The 20,695-nt window shown below is 69.7% G+C and carries 15 protein-coding genes; 7 read left to right on the top strand and 8 right to left on the bottom strand.

Annotated elements, in window-relative coordinates:
- Positions 1-28: 28 nt before the first annotated feature.
- From BM436_RS18190 to BM436_RS18170, 5 genes are all read right to left on the bottom strand, one after another.
- Positions 29-352, bottom strand: a complete 324-nt coding sequence (locus BM436_RS18190) for a rhodanese-like domain-containing protein (protein WP_093556944.1) — start codon at positions 350-352, stop codon at positions 29-31.
- Between the two features lie 16 nt (positions 353-368).
- On the bottom strand, positions 369-1,022 hold the full coding sequence (locus BM436_RS18185) for a protein-L-isoaspartate O-methyltransferase family protein (protein WP_093556943.1): 654 nt from the start codon (positions 1,020-1,022) through the stop codon (positions 369-371).
- A 149-nt stretch (positions 1,023-1,171) separates the two neighbouring features.
- Complete coding sequence (locus BM436_RS18180) at positions 1,172-1,855, bottom strand: TetR/AcrR family transcriptional regulator (protein ID WP_093556942.1); 684 nt, start codon at positions 1,853-1,855, stop codon at positions 1,172-1,174.
- A 147-nt stretch (positions 1,856-2,002) separates the two neighbouring features.
- Positions 2,003-3,907 carry a putative bifunctional diguanylate cyclase/phosphodiesterase gene (locus BM436_RS18175; protein ID WP_093556941.1) on the bottom strand — a complete coding sequence of 635 codons (1,905 nt, stop codon included), beginning with the start codon at positions 3,905-3,907 and terminating at the stop codon, positions 2,003-2,005.
- 34 nt (positions 3,908-3,941) lie between these two features.
- Complete coding sequence (locus tag BM436_RS18170; protein WP_177307322.1) at positions 3,942-10,061, bottom strand: ATP-binding response regulator; 6,120 nt, start codon at positions 10,059-10,061, stop codon at positions 3,942-3,944.
- 212 nt (positions 10,062-10,273) lie between these two features.
- Here BM436_RS18170 and BM436_RS18165 point away from each other — a divergent pair, with 212 nt between their 5' ends.
- The 4 genes from BM436_RS18165 to BM436_RS18150 are packed head-to-tail and all read left to right on the top strand — an operon-like array spanning position 10,274 to position 14,763.
- The gene (locus tag BM436_RS18165; RefSeq protein WP_177307320.1) at positions 10,274-11,320 is read left to right on the top strand and encodes a sugar ABC transporter substrate-binding protein; all 1,047 of its coding nucleotides are present in this window, start codon (positions 10,274-10,276) and stop codon (positions 11,318-11,320) included.
- The gene (locus tag BM436_RS18160; protein WP_177307318.1) at positions 11,317-12,273 is read left to right on the top strand and encodes an ABC transporter permease; all 957 of its coding nucleotides are present in this window, start codon (positions 11,317-11,319) and stop codon (positions 12,271-12,273) included. Before BM436_RS18165 ends, BM436_RS18160 begins: the two co-directional genes overlap by 4 nt.
- Before the next feature lie 10 nt (positions 12,274-12,283).
- Positions 12,284-13,798 (top strand): sugar ABC transporter ATP-binding protein, encoded by a 1,515-nt coding sequence (locus BM436_RS18155; RefSeq protein WP_093556937.1) that lies wholly within the window; start codon positions 12,284-12,286, stop codon positions 13,796-13,798.
- Positions 13,798-14,763 (top strand): ABC transporter permease, encoded by a 966-nt coding sequence (locus BM436_RS18150; protein WP_093556936.1) that lies wholly within the window; start codon positions 13,798-13,800, stop codon positions 14,761-14,763. The genes BM436_RS18155 and BM436_RS18150 overlap by 1 nt, the downstream gene beginning before the upstream one ends.
- 207 nt (positions 14,764-14,970) lie before the next feature.
- Here the strand turns inward: BM436_RS18150 and BM436_RS18145 are convergent, their stop codons facing one another.
- A complete protein-coding gene (locus BM436_RS18145; protein WP_093556935.1) occupies positions 14,971-15,921 on the bottom strand; it encodes a CHAD domain-containing protein in 951 nt (316 codons plus the stop codon).
- A 160-nt stretch (positions 15,922-16,081) separates the two neighbouring features.
- The gene (locus tag BM436_RS18140) at positions 16,082-18,235 is read right to left on the bottom strand and encodes a 7TM-DISM domain-containing protein (RefSeq protein WP_093556934.1); all 2,154 of its coding nucleotides are present in this window, start codon (positions 18,233-18,235) and stop codon (positions 16,082-16,084) included.
- A 176-nt stretch (positions 18,236-18,411) separates the two neighbouring features.
- Between BM436_RS18140 and BM436_RS18135 the strand changes: the two genes are divergently transcribed.
- The 3 genes from BM436_RS18135 (at position 18,412) to BM436_RS36270 (ending at position 19,819) form a co-directional block, all read left to right on the top strand.
- A complete protein-coding gene (locus BM436_RS18135) occupies positions 18,412-19,050 on the top strand; it encodes a biotin/lipoyl-containing protein (protein ID WP_177307314.1) in 639 nt (212 codons plus the stop codon).
- Between the two features lie 188 nt (positions 19,051-19,238).
- Complete coding sequence (locus tag BM436_RS18125) at positions 19,239-19,511, top strand: YkgJ family cysteine cluster protein (RefSeq protein ID WP_093556932.1); 273 nt, start codon at positions 19,239-19,241, stop codon at positions 19,509-19,511.
- Positions 19,512-19,561: 50 nt separating this feature from the next.
- On the top strand, positions 19,562-19,819 hold the full coding sequence (locus tag BM436_RS36270; protein ID WP_143133212.1) for a hypothetical protein: 258 nt from the start codon (positions 19,562-19,564) through the stop codon (positions 19,817-19,819).
- 340 nt (positions 19,820-20,159) lie between these two features.
- Here the strand turns inward: BM436_RS36270 and BM436_RS18115 are convergent.
- Positions 20,160-20,695: integrase core domain-containing protein (locus tag BM436_RS18115; RefSeq protein ID WP_143133211.1), on the bottom strand; the 536-nt coding region annotated here is incomplete at its 5' end.

Here is a 20,695-nt window from a genome sequence, read left to right as displayed (position 1 = left end):
GTCATCTAAAAGTGGATGGGATCTGTCTCTAGTATTTCGGCATGGCCGGGTCGACCTGCACCGCCCACGCGTGGATGCCGCCGGTCAAATTGATCGTCTTGCCGAAGCCGTTGCGCTCCAGGAACGCCGCCACCTGCATGCTGCGCGCGCCGTGGTGACAGATGCAGACGATCTCGGCGTCCTCGTCGAGGTCGTCGATGCGGGCCGGGATGGAGTTCATCGGCATCAGGGTCGAACCCGCGATATTGCAGGTCTCGAATTCCCAGTTTTCGCGCACGTCCAGCAGGAAGGGGCCGGGCCGGGCCGGATCGGCCAGCCAGGCGGCCAGTTCGGGGGCAGTGATATGTTGCATGCGATCCCCGCCCCGTTCAGAAGGTGAAGTGCGACGGCGTGGTGGCCGACTGCAGCGGTTTGACATCGGTCTCGAACAGCTTGACGGTGTCGTAGCCGGCGTCCGAGGTGCGCGTGATCAGGTGGCCCGACATCACGGGCGCCTCGCCGACCAGGGCGAAGATGCGGCCGCCGACCTTGACCTGCTTGAGGAAGGCTTCCGGCAGCACCGGCAACGAGCCGGAGATGACGATCACGTCGAACGGGGCGCCGTTGGCCCAGCCCTGCGCGCCGTTGCCCAGTTCCACGGTCACGTTGCCCACGCCGTTGTCGGCCAGGTTCTTCTCGGCCAAGGCCTTCAGTTCGGGCGAGATCTCCACCGACGTCACGTGGCGGCCGCGGTGCGCCAGCAGGGCGGCCATGTAGCCGCTGCCGGTGCCGATTTCCAGCACGTTCTCGTGTTTTTTCAGTTGCACGTCCTGCAGGATGCGCGCTTCCAGTTTCGGAGTGAGCATGAATTCGCCGCCGCCCAGCGGGATTTCGGTGTCCACGAACGCCAGGTTCTTGTAGGCGGCCGGGACGAAATTCTCGCGCTTGACGACTTGCAGCACGTCCAGCACGTCCGTGTCCAGGACGTCCCAGGGGCGGATTTGCTGTTCGATCATGTTGAAGCGGGCTTGTTCGATATTCATCTTTAAACTCGGTGAAGGATTAAATAATCCGACATTTTATCGTTGAACCGGTCAGGAGGGCATATTAACGATATCGACGCCGGAAAGCGGGAAATTGCGACAGTCCGCGGTTTGGAGGGGTTGAAAGCGTGAAAAGCCACCGGCGCTGCTTATTTTTCAGGCAACGGCCCCGGGAGCGCGGCATAGGGCGCCCCCTCCGGCGCGCCATCTGGCCGCAGGCCGCGCAGCGCGTTGTCCAGGAAGGTGGCCAGGAACAGCCGCGGATCGACCCGCGCCCCCAGGCAGGGGCTGCTGCTGTGGCACCAGATCATCAGCATCAGGATGGGGGCCGACAGCACCGGCATCATCACCGCCGGGTCCACCGGACGGAACTCGCCGCGCGCCACGCCGCGCGTCAGCACGCCGGCGATCAGCGCGTTGCCGCGTTCGATCACCTCTTCGTTATAGAACTGCGTCAGTTCCGGGAAATTGCCGGATTCGGCCATCATCAGCTTGACGATGCCGGCCGCGCGGGTGGCGCCGACCTTGTCCCACCAGCGCATCAGCAGGGTGCGCAGCAGATCGGCGCTGTGGCCGTCGGCGTCGGCGAAGTCCAGCTCGGCCTGGCCGAGGGGCTGCACGATGCTGTCGCGCACCACGGCCTTGAACAGGTCTTCCTTGTTTTCGAAATACAGGTAAAGGGTGCCCTTGGACACGCCGGCGCGGCGCGCCACATCCTCCAGGCGGGTGGCGGCGTAGCCGCGTTCGACGAACAGATCCAGCGCGGCCGCCAGCAACTCCTGCGGCCGGGCGTCCTTGCGCCGCTCCCAGCGTGGCTTGATATCGGCTTGCATAGGGATAGGGAGACCCTCTTAACTTACTTTTAAGTCATTAATCTTAGTCCCGCCGTTCCGCCCCGTCAAGGCGGGGCCACATCCACAACCAGCTTGCCGACTGTGCCCGGGCCGTCGAACATGCCCTCGACGCCAGCCAACCACCGGCTACTCCTCCTCCTCCCGCTGCATCTCGCCATTGCCGGGCCACGCGCAACGCGTCGGCGACACTTCCTGCTCATGCAGCAAGCCAGCCAGGATGTCCGCCGCGACCGCCCTGCTGTAGTAATAGCCCTGCGCGGCGAGGCAGCCATGGGCCTTCAGGAAATGCACCTGTTCCAGCGATTCCACGCCCTCGGCCAGCACCTTCAAATGCAGGCTCTGCGCCATGGCGATGATGGCCGTCACCAGGGCGGTGTCGCCCGGGCTGCTGCCGATGCCGCGCACGAACGATTGGTCGATCTTCAGCGCGTGCACCGGGAAGCGCTGCAGATAGCCCAGGCTCGAGTAGCCGGTGCCGAAATCGTCGACCGACAGCTGGATGCCCATGTTGCCCAGTTCCTTGAGCGTGGCGATGTTGTCCTCGCTGCGCTGCAGCAGCACGCCCTCGGTGATTTCCAGGTCCAGCATGGTGGGCGACAGTCCCGTTTCCTCCAGGATCGCCTTGATCGAGGCCAGGAAGTTGGCTTGATAAAATTGCCTTGGCGATAGATTGACGGCGATCCGCATGGCGACGTGGCCGGCGTCGTGCCACAGCCTGAGCTGCTGGCAGGCCTGGCGCAACACCCATTGCCCGATCGGCAGGATGAGACCGGTTTCCTCGGCGATTTCGATGAAGGCGCCGCAGGGGATCGGCCCCCCCTTGCCCGGCTGGCGCCAGCGCAGCAGGGCCTCGGCCGAGAAGATGTGGCCGCTTTCCATGTCCACCTGCGGCTGGTAGTGCAGCGCCAATTCGTCCTGCGCGAAGGCGCGGCGCAACCGGGTCCCCAGTTCCAGGCGCTGGCGGGCGCGTTTGTTGATGGCCGGGGTGAAATACCGATAGCAGCCGCGCCCGTTCTCCTTGGCGACGTACATGGCGGCGTCGGCCGCCCGCATCAAGCTCTCGACGTCGTCGCCGTCGTCCGGATACAGGCCGATGCCGATGCTGCCGCCGACATGCAGTTCATGGTTGGCGACGACGAAGGGCTGGTCCAGCGACGCCAGGATCTTTTGCGCCACCCAGGCCGCGTCGTCGCCGGCATGCAGCAGGATCAGGCTGACGACGAACTCGTCGCCCCCCAGGCGGGCCACGCTGTCGCCTTCGCGCAGGCACTGCCGCAGGCAGTCGGCGACCAGCTGCAGCAAGCGGTCGCCGACCTGGTGGCCGAGCGAATCGTTGATGTGCTTGAAGTAATCCAGGTCGATGAACAGCAGCGCCAGGCGGCCGCCGTTGCGGTGCGCCTGCGCGATGGCCTGGGTGACCCGGTCCTGGAACAGCACGCGGTTGGGCAGGCCGGTCAGGGCGTCGTAATGGGCCATGTAGAGGATGCGCTCCTCGGCCTGCTTGCGCTCGAGGTTTTCCGCCCGCAGCTTGTCGTTCGCCTCGAGCAGCTCGGCGGTGCGTTCCATCAGTTCCGCGGTGCGCTCCAGGACCCGCTGTTCCAGGCCCTTGCGCAGGTGGCGCAAGGCCAGATGGGTCTTGATCCTGGCCAGCACCTCCTCCGCCTGCAGGGGGCGCACGATGTAGTCGACGCCGCCGCTGGCGAAGGCTTTCACCTTGTCCAGTTCCTGGTCGGCGGAACTGATGAATATGATGGGGATGTCGCGCGTGCGGGCATCGGCCTTGAGGCGGTCGCACACCGTGTAGCCATCCATGGCCGGCATGATCACGTCGAGCAGGATCAGGTCGGGCAGCGTCGATTGCACGAAGCGCAGCGCGGTTTCGCCGTCGCTGGCGGGGTGCACGCTGTAGCCGTGCTCATCCAGGATATGCTTCAGCAGGCGCAGGTTGGCGGGCGTGTCGTCGACGATCAGGATCCGCTCCCTGGGGGGCCGATCCACATTGTCCCGCGCGATGTCGCTCGCCGTAGTCATGTTCTACCTTTCTGTCGCCGGTCGCGGGCGCCGCTCACGGCAATTCCTTTTGATTGGCGCCCTGGAGCAGCCGCAAGATCCGAGTGTATTGGAACTCGTTGGCCAGCGTCGCCAGCGCGTGCGCCAGGGACGCGTCGCCGACCTCGGCAATGGCCGCCGTCACCGCCGCCGTGTCGAGCTGGACCAGCGCCTGCTCCAGGGCGCCGCGCAGCGCCGCGGGCAGCGCGGCCAGCGCCCCGGCGTCGGGGCTCGCGGCCGGCGCGGCCGCGGCGCCGCCCTCCTCCTCCTGGTGGATGAAGCGCACCCCCAGATGTTTCTGCATCAACGCGAACAGATCGGATTCATGGAAGGGCTTGCGCAGGAAATCGTCGCAGCCGGCGGCCAGGATGTCGGCCCGTTCCTCCTCGAAGCTGCTGGCGGTCAGCGCGATGATCACGGTGGCGGCGCCGCCGTGACTGGCCTTGATGCGGCGCGTGGCGGCGCGGCCGTCCATGACGGGCATGCGCATGTCCATCCAGATCAGGTGCGCCGGCCAGGCGCGCCACAGATCGACCGCTTGCTGGCCGTCGCACGCCTCGCGCACCTCGAAACCGAGCGGCGCCAGCAGGCGCATCAACAGCTGGCGCGCCTCGCCGCGGTCGTCCACCACCATGACGCGGTAGCGCGGCTGGCCGGGCGCCAGGGCCACCACCCGGCGCGGCAGCGGCTCGACCAGGGCCGATTCGGCGCCCACGGCCGGCAACTCGACGCTGAAGCCGGCGGTGGTGCCCCGGCCGGGCTCGCTGGCGATCAGCAGTTCGCCGCCCATCAGGCGCACGAAGTTGCGGGTGATGGCCAGGCCCAGGCCCGTGCCTTCGCGCAGCGCGCCGCCCGCGCGCACGAAGGCCGTGCCCAGCTGGCCCAGTTCGGCGGCGGAAATGCCGATGCCGGTGTCGGCGACGGCGAAGGCCAGCCGCTCCTCCCCGGGCGGCGTCCGCACCCGCAGGGCCACTTCGCCGCGCTCGGTGAACTTGATCGCGTTGTCGAGCAGGTTGATCAACACTTGGCGCAGCTTGAGCGGATCGCCGCGGACAAACCGCGGCGCGCCGTCCAGCTCGAAGCGCAGCGACAACTCGCGCCCCCGGGCCTTGAGGGCGAACATCTCCTCCAGCTCGTCGAGCATGGCGTGCAGATCGAAATCGGCGATGTCGAGCACCATGCGGCCGGCCTCGATCTTGGCCAGGTCGAGCACCTGGTTGATCAGCGCGCGCAGGTGTTCGCCGCTGCGCAAAATGATGGCCAGGTCTGCCCTGGTTTCCTCCGGCAAGGCGGGCTGGCGCTCCATCAGCCGGGCGAAGCCGAGCAGCGTGTTCAAGGGGGAGCGCAGTTCATGGCTCATACTGGACAGGAACGCGCTCTTGGCGGCGTTGGCCGCGTCCGCGCTTTTGCGGGCGGCCCGTTCGGCCTCGGCCTGGCGCCTTTCGGTCAAGTCCAGCACGAAGGCCAGGCCCTGTTCCAGCGAACCCTCCAGCATGGTGCCGCCGATCAGCACCGGCACCCGGCCGCCGTCCTTGCGGATGAATTCCTTCTCGTACTGGGCGCAGGCGCCGACCGTGCCCAGCTGGGCGACCTTGATCCGGTCGAGTTCGTTGTATTCGCCCGGCGTGAGCCCGCTCCAGCTCAGCTTTCCCGCCCGCAGGTCGTCGCGGCTGTAGCCGACCATGTCGAGGAAGGCGTCGTTGGCGTCGTTGATGGCGCCGCGCACATCCCAGAAGAAAATGCCGATGATATTGGCCTCGACCAGGCGGCGGATGCGCGCCTCGCGCTCGCGCAGGTCGGTGTAGAGCTGGGCGTTCTCCAGCGAGATGGCGGCCTGGCAAGCCAGCAGTTCCAGCACGGTCACGCGCGCCGGGGTGAAGGCGTGCGTGACCAGGTTGTTTTCCAGGTAAAGCAAACCGATCAGGGCGCCCTGGCGCACGATCGGCAGGCATAGCACCGACTTGGGCCGGTGGCGGGAAAAATAGGCGTCGCCGGCGTAGGGGTGCAGGGCCGCGGCGTCCGCCAGCAGGACGGTTTCGCCGCTGCGCCGCACATAATTGAGTATGGTTTCCGGCAACTCCCCCGGCGCCTGTTCGGCGCCGCGGCGCAGCCGCACGTTCACGTCGCGCCGCGCCACGTGGATGTCGGCCACCAGCGCCAGCTTGCCGTCGCGCACCAGCAGCATGGCGCCGCTCTGGGCGCCGGCGTTCTCCAGCACGATGCGCATCAAGGTGTCGACCAGTTCGTCGAGCACGATGCGCCCGGAAATGGCTTGCGTGGCCTTGGCCACCGACAGCATGTCGAGCTGCGCCAGCGGCGCGGCGGGCGGCGCCTCGGAGCGCGCCCGCAAGGACCCGTGCAGGGCCTCCAGCTGGCGCACCTTGCCGTCCGCGCCCCAGCGCGCATAGCAGTCGCGCGCCTCGCGCAGATAGGTGTCGGCCACCAGCTCGAAGCCGCGCGCGCGGTGGAAGGCGGCGGCGCGCTCGTAGGCCAGCGCCTGGTTGTGCACCAGGCCGTTGTCGCGCGCGGCGCGCGCGGCCTGCTCGTAGAGCCGCATCGCGTCGAGCTCGTGCCCCTCGATGCGGGCGATCTCCGCGCCCACCAGCGCGGCGCGGGTGGCGAAATTCTCCGGGCAGCCGCGGCGCCACTCGTCCAGCTGGCGGCGGTGCGCGGCCAGCGCGGTCAGGTGCCGGGCGCGCTCCTCCCGGCCGGCCTGGTCGTAATGGGCGGCGCGCGCCAGCGCCGCGTAGAAGTGGTATTCGGCCACCTCGATGTGCGACGGCGAGGTCCACAGCAGCCGCTCGGCGTTGGCCGCGGCGGCCACGGCGGCGGCGTGGTCGCCGGCCAGGCAGCGCGCCTGCAGCTTGCGGATCCAGTACCAGCAGGCCGCGATCGCCAGGCGCGGATCGCCCTCCAGGTGGCGTTCGAAGCGTTCCTCGTCGAAACCGTCGTCGTTCAGCGAGGCGAGCTCGGGCGTGACGCCGCGCAGCGCGCGGATCAGCTGCGACTGGCCCGTGAGGATGTCGACGACCAGGCCGAAGCGCGCCTTGCGGGCGAACTCCAGGCCGTGCTCGGCCTCGCGCTGGACCTGCTCCAGCGGCTCGCCGCAGGCCAGCAGGTTGGTGACCAGGTGGTTGCAGCTGTAGAGCGCGAAGGTGAGGTCGCCGTTCTCGTTGGCCACGTCGAAGGCGCGCCGCACCCACGCGCGCCCGCTTTGGAAGGGCTGGCTCCAGGGCGCCACCACATTGCCGAAGTGGACATACACGCGGGCCTTGAAGCGTCCCAGGCCGCGCTGGTCCACCAGGTCCAGGCCCAGCTTGGCGAAACGGAAGCCGGCCCGGTAGTCGCCGAAGCGGGGACCGAGGAACATGCCGAGCCAGCAATAGCCCAGGCACGACCCGTCGCTGTGGCCATGCTCCAGGCTGAGGTTGGCGATGCGGCCCACCACCATGCCCAGCAGATTCTCGTCGGTGAACAGGGCCGGCGGCAGGATGGTGGTGAGCACGTCCATGGTGGCCTGCTCGTCGGGGTCGCGCATCAGCGGCAGGTCGACCAGCTCCTCGATGGGCCGTTCGCCCACGCGCAGCCAGATGCGCGCGAATTCCTGCCGCACCTCGTCCGGCGCCGGGTGCGGCGCCCAGTCCACGCCCACCCGGCGCAGGTAGTCCAGCCCGGCCTCGACCGCGCGGTCGCTGCGGTCGAGCGTGGTGAACAGGTTGACCAGGGCGCAGGTGACGGCGGCCAGTTCGGCGCGGCCGGCGGCGCGCGCGCTCAGCTCCGACAGGCGGCGCTCGGCCGCGGCCAGGTCGCCGGTCAGGTATTCGCACTCGGCCAGACGCAGGGCCAGCGCGAAGCGCAATGGATGGCGGCGCTCCCAGTCGTCGGGCGCGAGCAGCGCGCAGCCCGCCGCCAGGAAGCCCAGCGCCGCCGCGTAGGCGGTGGCGTCCTGGGCGCGGCGGCCGGCCATCAGGTTGAGCTCGGCCAGGCGCTCGCGCTCCTCGACGGTATCGATCAGGCCGGCGCCGCGGTTGAACTGGTTGGCGATCTCGAACACATGCCGCTCCAGCTCGCCCGGCGGCGTGCGCGCCGCCAGCAGGCGGCCGATGCGCAGGTGCAGCACGGCCCGCTCGCCGGCCGCCACCAGCGAATAGGCCGCTTCGCGCACGCGGTCGTGCGGGAACACATAGCCGTCGTCCGAGCGGAGCACGCAGCCGGAGCGCACCGCCTCGGCCAGCGTGGCGTGGACCGCCTCGGGCGCCGCGCCGTGCAGCAGGCCCAGGTCGGCGGTCGCCGCGCCGCTGCCCAGGCAGGCCAGCAAGGTCAGCAGCGACCGGGTGGCGGGCGCCAGGCGGTGCAGCTTGCCGAGCATCAGGTCGGCCACGTTGTCGGTGTAGCCCTTGGCGCGGATGCGGGCCACGTCCCAGCGCCAGCACGCGCCGGCCGGGTCGAAGGCGAGCAGGCCCTCGTCGGCCAGCGCGGCGATGAACTGGATGGTGAAAAACGGATTGCCGTCGGTTTTCGCGTGCACCAGCGCCGCCAGCGGCGCGACCGGCCGGCGCGCGCCGCGCAGGGTGTCGGACAGCAACCGCGCCACATCGTCGAGCGCCAGCGGCGCCAGCACGATGTCGTGGCGCGGCACCCGCCCGGCGCGGCGCATCGCGTCCAGCGTGCGCGTCAGCGGATGCAGCTCGTCGACCTCGTTGTCGCGGTAGGCGCCGATCAGCAGCAGGTGGCGCGGCTCGGGCTGGGTCACCAGCTGTTCCAGCAGTTCCAGCGTGGCGCTGTCCAGCCATTGCAGGTCGTCGAGGAACAGCACCAGCGGATGCCGCTCCCGCGCGAACACGCCCAGGAAGCGCAGCACCACGGTCTGGAAGCGGCGGTGGGCGTCCTGCCGCGGCAACTCCTGGACCGGCGGCTGCGGGCCGATCAGCAGTTCGAGCTCGGGCACCAGTTCGACCACCAGTTGCCCGTTCACGCCCAGGGCCGCCCGCAACCGCTGGCGCCAGCGCGCCACCCGGGTTTCGCTCTGGCCCAGCAGTTGCCGCACCAGCGCGCGGAAGGCCTGGCTCAGCGTGGCGTAGGGGATGTCGCGCTGGTACTGGTCGAATTTGCCGGTGGCGAACAGCGCGCGGCGCGGCACCAGCGCCTTGTGCAGCTCGCCCACCAGCGAGGATTTGCCGATGCCGGCATAGCCGGACACCAGCACCAGTTCCGGCGCGCCGGCGGTGGCGACGCGTTCGAAGGCGGCCACCAGCGCGCCGGTCTGGCCCTCGCGCCCGTAGAGCTTTTCCGGTATCAGCAATTGGGCGGAGGCGTCGTGCGCGCCCAGCGCAAAGGGCTCGATCCGCTCCCGCGCCTGCCATTGCAGCAGGCAGTGGCGCAGGTCCGCCTCCAGGCCGGCGGCGGTCTGGTAGCGCTCCTCGGCCGCCTTGGACAGCAGTTTCATGACGATGTCCGAGAGCGCGGCCGGCAGGCCGGGCACGCGCTCGGCGGGCGGCGCGGCCTGGCGCGCCAGGTGGCAGTGGAACAGTTCCATCGGGTCCGTCGCCGTGAACGGCAGCTCGCCGGCGAGCATGCGGTAAAAGGTCACGCCCAGGCCGTACAGATCGCTGCGCGCGTCGATCGAGCGGTTCATGCGGCCGGTCTGCTCGGGCGCCATGTAGGCCAGGGTGCCGGCCACGTCCTCCGGGCGCGCCAGCGGCTGGCGCTCGCGCGGCTGGACGATGGCGACGCCGAAGCCCATCCAGCGCGCCGCGCCGCCGTCCACGTCGACCAGGGCGTTGGCCGGCTTGATGTCCTTGTGCACGATGCCGCGCTGGTGCAGCCCCGCCAGCGCGGCCGCCAGCGCGCCGGCGATGCGCAGAAACAGGCCCGGCGCCATGGGGGCGCCGAGCAGATTCTCCAGCGGCTCGCCGCCGGGGTCGGCCAGCAGCAGCATGGGACGGTCGTCCCTGCGCACCAGCGCCAGGGGACAGACGGCCCATTGCGGATCGAGTTTGTCGCGCAGCGCGTATTCATGTTCGAGCCGCGCCGCGCCGGCCGCGCCCGGCGCGTCGGAAGCGGGCGTCCTGGCCAGCCTCGGCTTCGCCCCGTCCGGCGCGCGCACCCGGTACAGGGTGTAGTCGGCATCGCGCAAAATAGCGTCGAATTGCCAACTTTGCGATATTGAATTGGAGCTCATCGATCGGCTTGTGTCACATTGGATTGGACGCAGTGAAACCGTCAAAGTTCGCGAACCGCCGCACAAACCGCTGGTCCAAAACAAAGTGTTGTCCTACCATGCAATATAGTCCGGTCGCTTGGATAAGTCGAGTTGCACCGGGATATCACCCGAGACAGGCGAGGCGAATGAAACACGCGATGAGCTTGTTGCTGACGCTGGCGTGCGCGCACGCGTTCGCCGCCTGCGACAAATCCGAGATCCGGCTGGTCAATTCCATGCGCGAGATCGCCCAGCCCTACCACGCCAATGTGGACAAGGGCGCCCGCATGTTCGCCCGCTGGGCCGGCCTGGAACGCAATTACGTGTTGCAGCTGAACCACGGCGATTCGGCCAAGCAGGTGTCGCTGATGCGCGGCCTGCTGGCCACCAACGCGCGCTGCACCGTCTTCAACGTGGAACCGAACGCCGATCCCGTCATCAAGCCCATGGTCGACACGGCCCAGCGCGCGGGCGCCTGGATCGTCACGCACTGGGCGCACGGCGAGGGGCTGCATCCGTTCGACGGCTACGGCCAATGGATCGCCCACGTGGCGGTCGACAGCCTGGAGGCGGGCCGGGCGATCTCCGTCGCGCTGGCCGACGCGATGGGGGGCGAGGGCGGCATCGTGGCCCTGCAAGGCCGGCTGGACACGGATCCCGCCCGCAAGCGCTACGCCGGCCTGCAACAGGTGCTCAAGGACAGGCCCGGCCTGCGCCTGCTCGACCAGCAGGCCGCCAACTGGGACCGCACGGCGGCCTTCCCGGTCATGCAGACCTGGCTGGCCAAGTATGGCGGGCGGATCAAGGGCGTGTGGGCGGCCAACGACGACATGGCGCTGGGCGCCCTCGAGGCCCTGCGGGCGGCCGGGCTGGCCGGCCGGATTCCGGTGGTCGGGGTGGACGGCATACCCGAGGCCATCGCGGCGATCGTCAAGGGCGAGATGCGGGCGACCGTGTCCAGCGACGCCTACTATCAGGGCAGCATCGGGCTGGCCATGGGCGTGTGCGTGCTGACCGGGCAAACGCCCGCGCCGGCCGCCTGGCCCCGGGACCGGCGCGAGTTCTATCTGAAGCTACAGCTCATCACGCCACACAACGCCGCGCAATTTCGCGGCGATCCGCCGCCGTCGGCCTACATCCCGGAATGGGATTGCGCGCATTTATGGAAACGCAGCACCGGCCCGGCCTTTTGAGCCCCGCCCGCCCGCGGCCGTGGGGGCCGGGCCTGGCGCTGCTGGCGTTGTGCGTCGGCTTCGGCCTGGCCGAGCCGCGCTTCGCCACGGCGCACAACCTGGCGGCCATCGCCGACCGCAGCGCCGTGCCGCTGATCCTGGCGGTGGGGATGAGCTTCGTGGTGCTGCAAGGCTCGATCGACCTGGCGCTCGAGGGCGTCATGGCGGCCTGCTCGCTGGGACTGGCCCTGCTGGTGCTCAACAGCCGCAACGCGCTCGACCTGGGCGGCGCCGGGCTGGCGCTGGCGCTGTTGCCCGGTCTCCTGCTGGGTCTGCTGAACGGGGCGCTGGTCTCGCGGCTGGGCGTGCCGTCCTTCATGGCCACGCTGGGCGTCTGGTCGGCCTCGCTGGGGGCCGCCATGCTGTTGTCCGGCGGCCAGCCGCCGCTGATCCTGGACCAGGGCATGCGCGGCTTCGGCCTGGGCCGCACGGGGGCGGTGCCGAACCTGGCGCTGGTCGCCGGCGCCGTCGTCGCGCTCGGTTGCCTGCTGCAGCGTTACACCCGCTTCGGGCGCTACAGCGTGGCCATCGGCGGCGGCGAGGCGCTGGCGCGCCAGTCCGGCATCGCCGCGGACCGCTACAAGGTGGCGGCGTTCGCGTTGTCGGGCTTGCTGGCCGGGCTGGCCGGGATATTGGCGTCGACGCAGATCGGCCTGGGCCACGTCGATATCGGCCTCGGGCAGACGCTGGCGACGATCACGGCGGTGGTGATAGGCGGCACCCCGCTCGGCGGCGGACGCGGCGGCGTGCTGCGCTCGGCGCTGGGCGTGCTGATCCTGGCGGTGCTGGCCAACGGCATGATCTTCGTCGGCGTCGCCCCGGAGCTGCAAAAGGCGGTGCAAGGCGCCATCATCCTGCTGGCGTCGCTGCTGGCGACCTGGCATCTGCGCGGCCGCCTGCGCGCCGTGGCGTGAGCGCCCTCCCATGAGCGGGCCGGTGCTGCGCGTCGAGCGGGTGAGCAAACGCTACGCCGGCGTGCGGGCGCTCGACGAGGTCACGCTGGAGCTGCGCGCGGGCGAGGTGGTCGGCCTGGTCGGCGCGAACGGCGCCGGCAAATCGACCTTGCTGAAGGTGATGGCCGGCTTGTGCCAGCCGGATAGTGGACGCATCGTGCTGCGCGGGCGGGAGCTGGCGCTGAGGGACCGCGCGGCGGCCGCCGCCGCCGGCATCGGCATGGTGTTCCAGGAACAATCGCTGCTGCCCAATCTGAGCGTGGCCGAGAACATCATGCTGGGCCACGAGGGGGCGGCGCTGCGCGCCGGCCTGTTCTACGACTGGACGGCGCTGAACGCACTGGCGGCGGCGCAGCTCGGCAAGCTGGGCTCGGCCATCGCGCCGTCGGCGCGGACGGATGGCTTGTCGTTCGGGGAAAGGCAAGTGGTCGAATTGGCCAAGGTCCTGACGCTGGAGGAGCGCGCCCGCCAGCGGCCGGTGATCCTGCTCGACGAGCCGACCTGCATGCTGGAGGCGGAGCAACTCGACACCGCGCTGGCCCGTATCCGTGGCCTGCGCGAGCGCGCCTCGGTGCTGTTCGTGTCGCACCGGCTCGACGAGGTGCTGCGCGTGTGCGACCGGGTCTATGTGTTGCGCGAGGGCCGCTGCGTGGCCGAACGCGCCGGCGCGGACCGCGACGCGGACGCGCTGCGCCGGCTCATGCTCGGCGCCGCCACGGCCGGCGCCGCCCCGCGCCGCGCCGCACCCGCCACGCCGTCGCCGCCGCTGCTGCGGGTCCATGGCCTGGGCCATGGCGCGCGCTACCGCGACGTCTGCTTCGAGCTGCGCGCCGGCGAAGTGCTGGGCATCGTCGGCGGCGCGGGATCCGGTCGCGAGCATCTGTGCCTGACCTTGTTCGGCGCGCTGGCGCCCGACGCCGGCGAGATCGCGCTGGACGGCCGGCCGGTCCGGCTGAACGAACCCGCCGACGCGGTGCGACACGGCATCGCCTATGTGCCGGCCGAGCGCGGCGCCGAGGGCGTCGTCGCCGGGATGAGCGTGCGGGAAAACATGAGCCTGGCGCATCTGGACCGGCTGCGGCGGGGCCCGTTCATCGACCGGGCCCGCGAGGGCGCGCTGGTGGAACGGTGGATGGCGCGCCTGCGCATCACGCCGCGCGACGCGCAAGCGCCGGCCGGGCATTTGAGTGGCGGCAACCAGCAAAAGCTGGCGCTGGCCAAATGGCTGCTGGTCCATCCCCCGAAGGTGCTGATCCTGGACCATCCCGCGCGCGGACTCGACGTCGGCGCCCGCGCGGAAATCCTCGCGCTGATCGGCGAGCTGGCCGCGGGCGGCGTCGGGGTGCTGCTGCTGGCCGACACGCTGGAGGAGGCCCTGGCGCTGAGCGACACGGTGCTGGTGATGAGGGACGGCGCGGTGGTTGGCCGCCTGCCGCGCTCGGACGGGACGGCGGCCGGGCGGCGGATGCTGGAGCGCCTGCTGTGATGGACGGGCCCGCCCCGGCCGCCCGGCGCCCGGCGCTGGCGCCCGCGCTCGCGGCGGCCATCCCGCTGGCCGTGCCGCTGGCGCTGCTGGCGGGCCTGGGACTGGTGGAACCGGCCTTCCTGTCGCTCGACAATCTGGGCATGATGGCCGGGGAATCGAGCGTGCTGCTGTTGCTGGCCGGCGGCCAGACCCTGGTGATCCTGCTGGGCGGCATCGATTTGTCGATGGCCGCGCTGGCCGCGCTGGCCTCGGTGCTGCTCGCGCTGGCCCTGCCCGGCATGGGCGCCGGCGCCGTGCCGGCGGTGCTGGCGCTGACGGCGGCCATCGGCCTGTGCCAGGGCCTGGCGCACGTGCGCGGGCAATTGCCGTCGCTGGTGGTGACGCTGGCCGGCGGCGCGATCTGCGCCGGCGTCGCGCTGACGCTCGGGCATGCGACGATCCCCGTGACGGACGGCTATGGCGCCGTGGGCTGGCTGGAGGGGGCCAGCCTCGGCGTGCCGCACTCGTTCGCCTTCGCCCTGGCGGCGCTGACGGCGCTGGCGGCGTGCCTGCGCTGGCTGGCGTTCGGACGCCGCGTGTACGCCGTCGGCCTCAACCCGCGCGCGGCGCTGCTGTCGGGCGTGCGCGTGGGCCGGGTCAAGCTGGCCGCGTTCACGCTCTCGGGACTGTTTTCCGGCCTGGCCGGCATGGCGCTGGTGGCGCGCACCTACAGCGGCAGCCCGTCCATCGCCGATAGCCTGCTGCTGCCGAGCATCGCCGCCGTTTTGATCGGAGGCAACGCCATCACCGGGGGCGTGGGCGGCATGGGACGCACGCTGGCCGGCGTGCTCACCCTCACCGTGCTGCGGATCGGGATCGCGGCGGCCGGGCTCGATCCGGCCTACGAACCCATCGTGTACGGGGTGCTGATCGTGCTGGCCGCCGCGCTGACGATCGACCGTTCCAAAATCGGCGTCACCAAATAGCCGCGGCGCCCGTGCCAACCCCCGGATACTTTGCGCCAGGTCAAACGGTTGTCACAATCACGCGCTAAGATGATGTTCATCCGCAAACATTGCGGGAACACATTGCGGTCTTCCGGACCGCTCTACCGGCGCCGGCGGTCGGGAAATATACCGGCACCAATTCCAGCTTCTCCGCTCCTCTCGCTTCTCCGCTCCCTCCGCGCGCCATCACTGGATGGCGCGCAGCCGGCCCAGCCGCTTCAGCGGCTGGCGCAGCTTGCGGACCTCCCGGCCGGACAGCGCCGCCAGATAGCCCCGCGCATAGATGCCGTGCTCGCCCAGCCCCGGCTCGTCGCTGAACTCGCTCAGCAAGCCGTCCGCCACCGCCATGTCGTTCAGCGCCCCCAGCCGGTCCTGCAGCGCGGACAGCGCGCCGACGTAACGCTCGACGCGCTTGCCCGGCAACAGGTCGTGGAAGAACTCGGCCGCGTAGCGCGCCTTCTTGGCGGCGATGCGCAGCAGGTGGCGCGCGGCGGCGTCCTCCCCGCCGGCCTGGGCCGCCTTGCGGGCGCGCTTGCGCAGGCGCCGCTGCGCGTGCTCCAGCAGGGGCTGCAGGCCGGTGCGCGCGGGCGCGTCCAGCAGCGCGGCGGAGCGCCCCGCCGCCGACCCGCTGCCCTGCCGGCGCCAGCGCTGGCCGTCCAGCCAGCCGCCCAGCTCGGCCATCAGCCGCGCGTAGCGGGGCGCGCGCAACGCCGCCGCGACCTCCTCGTGCAGCGCGCCGGCGCGCCGCAGCGCGGCTTCGCGCAGCGCCGGCAAGCCGCCCCAATCCCGGTCCCGCTCCAGCAGGCGCAGCGTGGAGCCGGCCAGCACGTCCCAGTCGCGCGCCGCGCCCAGCTGGCCGGCCAGCCAGTCCAGCTCGGCCTGCAGGGCGGGACCGGGCGCCAGCAGGTCCTGGAACAGGTCCAGCGCCGCGCGCAGGCGGCGCAGTCCCACCCGCATCTGGTGCAGGCTTTCCACGTCGCCCAGCAGGACGCCGGGCTCGTTGGCCTCGATCTGCGCCAGGCAGTTCAGCGCCACGCGCCGGAACGCGTCCTCCAGCGACATTTTCTTGCCCAGCCGCACCGCGGAGGACTTCACGGGGCGCGGCGGCGGGCCTTCGGGTAGGGGTGGTTTCGCCATGCCGACAGCATGGCACAGCGGGCCGGAACGCGGCACAGCGTTGCGCGAAAAAAAGGCCCGCGCCGGAACGGCCGCGGGCCAAACATTCAATGGGAGAGTTGAACGACGAGGGGCATCATGCCAGCGCGATGTGACGGGCGTGTGACCGCGGCGGGGTCGTTCACGCCGGCTCCGCGGCGCCGGCTGGCGCGAGGGGCAGCTCCACGCGCACCAGCACCCCGCCCAGCGCGGAAGCGCTGACGCCTATCGTGCCGTGGTGGGCGTCGACGATGGCGCGGCAAATCTTCAGCCCCAGGCCGCTGCCGTCGGCGCGGCGGCGGCGCGCGCCCTGCGCGCGGTACAGCGGCTCGAACACCCGCGCCAGCTCGTCCCGGCCCAGGCCCGGCGCGCTGTCCTCGACCTCGATGCGCACGCGTTCCGGCAGCGCGGTGGCGCGCACGCGGATGGCGCCTGGCGCGTCGGTGTAGGCGATGCTGTTGGCGATCAGGTTGATCAGCAACTGATTGACGCGGCCGCCGTCCCACATGGCCGGCGCCGGCCCCGGCTCGCACTCGAGCGCCAGGGTCAGGCCGCGCTTGGCCGCCTCGGCGCCGAAGTGGGGCATCAGGTCCGTCATCAGTTGCCGGTAATCGACCGGCGCGAACTTGCAGCCGAGCGGACGCAGATCGCTCATCGCCAGTTCGTGCAGGTCGTCCACCAGGCGCGTGAGGCGCTGCGCGGTGCCGTGCAGCGACTCCACCTGGGCCAGGCCGAGCGGGCGCACGCCGTCCAGCATGGCCTCGATCTCGCAGATCAGGCCCGCCAGCGGCGTGCGCAGCTCGTGGCTGATCTCGGCGATCCAGTGGCGGCGCGCGCCCTCCAGCCGCGCCAGCGATTCGGCCATAGCGTTGACGCTGGTGGCCAGCGGCCGCAGCGCGGTCTCGTCCGGCATCGGCAGGCGCGCGGAGAACTCGCCGCCGGCCACCCGCTGCGTGACGGCGCCCACCTCCGCCACGAAGGCCACGCGCCGCTCCATCGCCGCCAGCGCGGCGCTGCGCGCGGCCATCTCCGCCTCCAGGAAGGCGTTGCGCTCGGCCAGCGCGCGCTCGTGCTCGCGCTCCAGCTTGCGCTGGCGGTCCTGCGTGCGGCGCACGTGGTCGTGCTGGGCCACCGCCAGCAACAGCAGCTCGGCGAAGTAGATGCCCTGGAAGTTGACGAAGCCGTCGTAGGCGTACAGGCCGAGGCGCACGCCCGCCAGGCCGACCGCCACCGGCACCGTGCTGCACAGCTGCGCGAAGAAGAACCAGCGCGCGTGCTCCATGCCCATGCGCCACGCGCGCCAGGCCGCCAGCGTGGTCACCGAGGACAGCGCCATCAGCGCCAGCGTCAGCTGCGTGACCAGCGTGAACACGCCGCACAGGCGCAGCGCGATGCCGGCGCAGGCGGCCAGGATCATGGCCCGGAACAGGCGGTCGAAGCGCGGCATGCGGCCGCGGGTCTGCAGGAATTCGCGCGCGAACAGCAGCAGGAAGATGGTCTGCGCCAGCATCACCACGTGCAGCAGGTTGTTGAACAGGTCCGGCGCGTCGAACATCAGGTAGCGCTCGAAGTGGCCGTTGAAGCCCATCCACACCGCCACCGTGGCCAGCGCGTACAGCGCGTAGGTGGAGAAGCGGCGGTCGCGCGCCACCGCCGCGCCCACCAGCGAGGAGAAGGCCAGCGCCAGCGGCACGCCATACAGGATGCCGAGCCGGTTCTCGTCGCGCTCGGCGTGGGCGATGAAGGACTGCAGCGTGTCCAGCCGGAACACCAGTTGCGTCTCGGCCGCGTGCTCGTTGGCGAGACGGACGTAGACCTCGGCCGACTCGCCGGGCGCGGACAGGTAGCGGAAGCTGGGCAGGTGGGACGGCAGTTGGCGACGCGCAGCCAGGGTGCGGTCGCCGGCCCGTTCGTCCAGCCGCACCCGGCCGCCGCTGACCACCCACACGCGCACGTGGTCGGTGAACGGCAGGCGGTGCTGCAGCACCCAGTCCACCGGGTCCGGCCCCGGGTTGCGCAGCGTGAAGCGGACCCAGTAGGTGGAGGCCGAAAAGCCCTTGCTGAAATTACTGTCGAGCAATGGCGTGTAGCGTTCGGGCGGCAGGGCGCGCGCCCGCTCCAGCGTGAGCGCGCCGGCCACGTCCTCCAGATATTCGAGCCTTCCCTCCAATCGCAGCGGCAGATTGTCGGCAAACCGCATCACCGCGCGGGCGGCCATGGCGTTCGGCAACGCCAGCAAGGCCAGCAGCAGGCATAGGGAACGCAGCAGCGTCTGCATTGAAGCGGGGCTGTTCATCGCGCCCCCTTATTTCTATTTTGAAACGGAAATTGTAACGCAGACACGCAACGCCATCCACATTCCGGACATGACGCCCACAATTTCTCCACAAGTGTTTTGTATGCTCGGCAATCTGGCTGGCCGCCCCCGCGGGCAGAGACCAGGCATATGACAACGCTTTTGGGATGACCGACATGCTCCAAGCTTCACGCGCGCCAGCCCCGCGATTGCTGGCCAGACTCGCCGTGTGCGCCATCGCGGCTATGACCCTGCCGCCGCCATGCGCCACCGCCGCCGCGCCCGTCGCGGCCGCCGCCCGGACCGGGCCGCAGGAATCCATCGACCACCGCGGCGCGCAGGGCTACACGGAGTCGGCGCGCCTGTGCACGCTGCGCGCCGACTCCGCCGGCGACGTCACCGCGCTGCTGGTCAAGGCGGGCGACCGCGTCAAGGCCGGCCAGGTGCTGGCGCGGATCGGCCAGTCCGACGTCACGGCGCACTACGACGGCGTCGTTTCCGCCACCTTCGCCCGGGTGGGCGAGGCGGTCGCGCCGGGCCGCCACCTGGTCACCATGTACGACCCGACGCGCATGCGCGTGGTGGCCTCCGTGCCGCGCTCGCAGCTGCGCGACATCAACCTGGACGAGCCGGTGGAAATCGACGTGGCCGCCACCAGCCAGCGGCTGACGGTGCAAAAGGTGATCGTGATCTCCCAGGCCGAAAAGCCGATGCCGATGGCCAAGGTCTACCTGGAGCTGGGCGAGGTGGACGGCCTGAGGCCGGGCCAGCTGGCGCGCGCCAGCTTCGGCGCCAACGGCGGGGCGCGGCACTGAGCCGGAGGGCGGGCGCGGCGCCGCGGTAAAATACGGGCCGCGCCATCCGACACCCGGGGCCGCCCGCGCGGCCCGTTCATACCATGCAATGCCGACCGAACTGCGGTGCCTGCTGCACCGCGCCCTCCATCACCAGCCCGATACCCGGCATGCCGAATGGCAAGCCGGTTGTCAACTAAAGGGATGCCATGAACTGCCGCGACAACTGCGGAGCATGTTGCATCGCTCCGTCGATTACGAGTCCGATACCGGGCATGCCAAAAGGGAAACCTGCTGGTGTGAGATGCGTCCAGCTTGGCGAGGATAATCGCTGTCGCGTCTTCGGAAAGGCGGAGAGGCCGGCCTTCTGTGGTAGTCTTCAACCATCGCTGGAGATGTGCGGGACCAGCCGAGAATACGCCATTCGCTGGCTGGAAGAGTTGGAGCGGGCAACCACGCCTGGCACTGACACGCAAAACTGACATTGCGCACCCAAATTGCACGCACACACCTGCTGTGGGAGAATCGACCTATGAATACTTCTAAAGCCAGAGCCAAACCCGCAAGTCTGAAAGGGGAGCTCCCCAAGGGTAAAGCCGTGCATACCACGCAACAAAAGCAGTTCGCAGCTGCTGTTGGCTCTATCGCTAAGCGTTATGGAGTGAAAGTTGCATCAGCGTCAACGCCAGCGAAAAATCCGTATGCCATGACTACCGAACAAGCCGTGAAGGTTGCGCGGCAAGCCGGTATCATCACTCAGGCGGGTAATCTCACGCGCACGTTCAAGTGAGTTTAGGTTCTGCCCTCATCGTTTATCACGGATGCGACATCACTACACGTGATGATTTGATAAGCGGCCGCCTGAAGCATCTTAGTCATAGCAATAACCGATACGACTGGTTAGGACCCGGTGCCTATTTTTTTGAGGGCGATGTCTAACGTGCGCTGCTATTCGCCCAGGCCTCTAATCGCAACCCAGATAAGCGTTACACCGCCAAGCCCATCGCGACGCCTGCAGTTGTGGGCGCGGTATTGCAAGTGAAAAATTGGCTTGATATGACGACCCAAGCAGGTATCAAAGAATTCAGTCTGGTGATCTTGCCCCCGTATAACCGGACACAGCCTATCGCTTAGTTAACGCCGCTTTCCTGAGCCCGGCGCGCCAGCTCCCTCCTGAACATGCGAGGGGATTTCAACTTCAACGACGAGTGCGGATGAACCTCATTGAAATGCGTAAAAGCGTCTGGCAATTGGGCGAGAACGACTTGGGCATTGCTGCGGTCCATCAGACTGACGTAGTCCCGTTTAAACGTGTTCACGAAGCTTTCGGCGATCCCGTTCGACTGCGGGCTGCACACCGGCGTATGAATCGGCTCCAGCCCCATCTCGCGCGCCAACGCGTGCGTCGCATGGGCCCGGTAGGCGCCGCCATTGTCGCTCAGGAACTCCAGCTTTGCCGATCCAATGCTGGCCCGGCCGAACCGCGCCTCGACCGCCTCCACCATCATGTCGCGTACCGGCTCGCCCGGCAGACCGCGTTCGGCCCAGGCCCGCCATGCGATGATTTCGCGGTCACAGCAGTCCTTCATGAACACGCCTGTCACGACCTCCCCGTTGTCGCAGGCAATCTCGAAGCCGTCCGAACACCAGCGCCGATTCGGCTCGG

The organism is Pseudoduganella namucuonensis (assembly GCF_900116645.1).
GTDB lineage: Bacteria > Pseudomonadota > Gammaproteobacteria > Burkholderiales > Burkholderiaceae_D > Rugamonas > Rugamonas namucuonensis.
The sequence above is the reverse complement of the archived record's forward strand: the minus strand, read 5'-3'. Positions and strand labels throughout refer to the sequence as shown.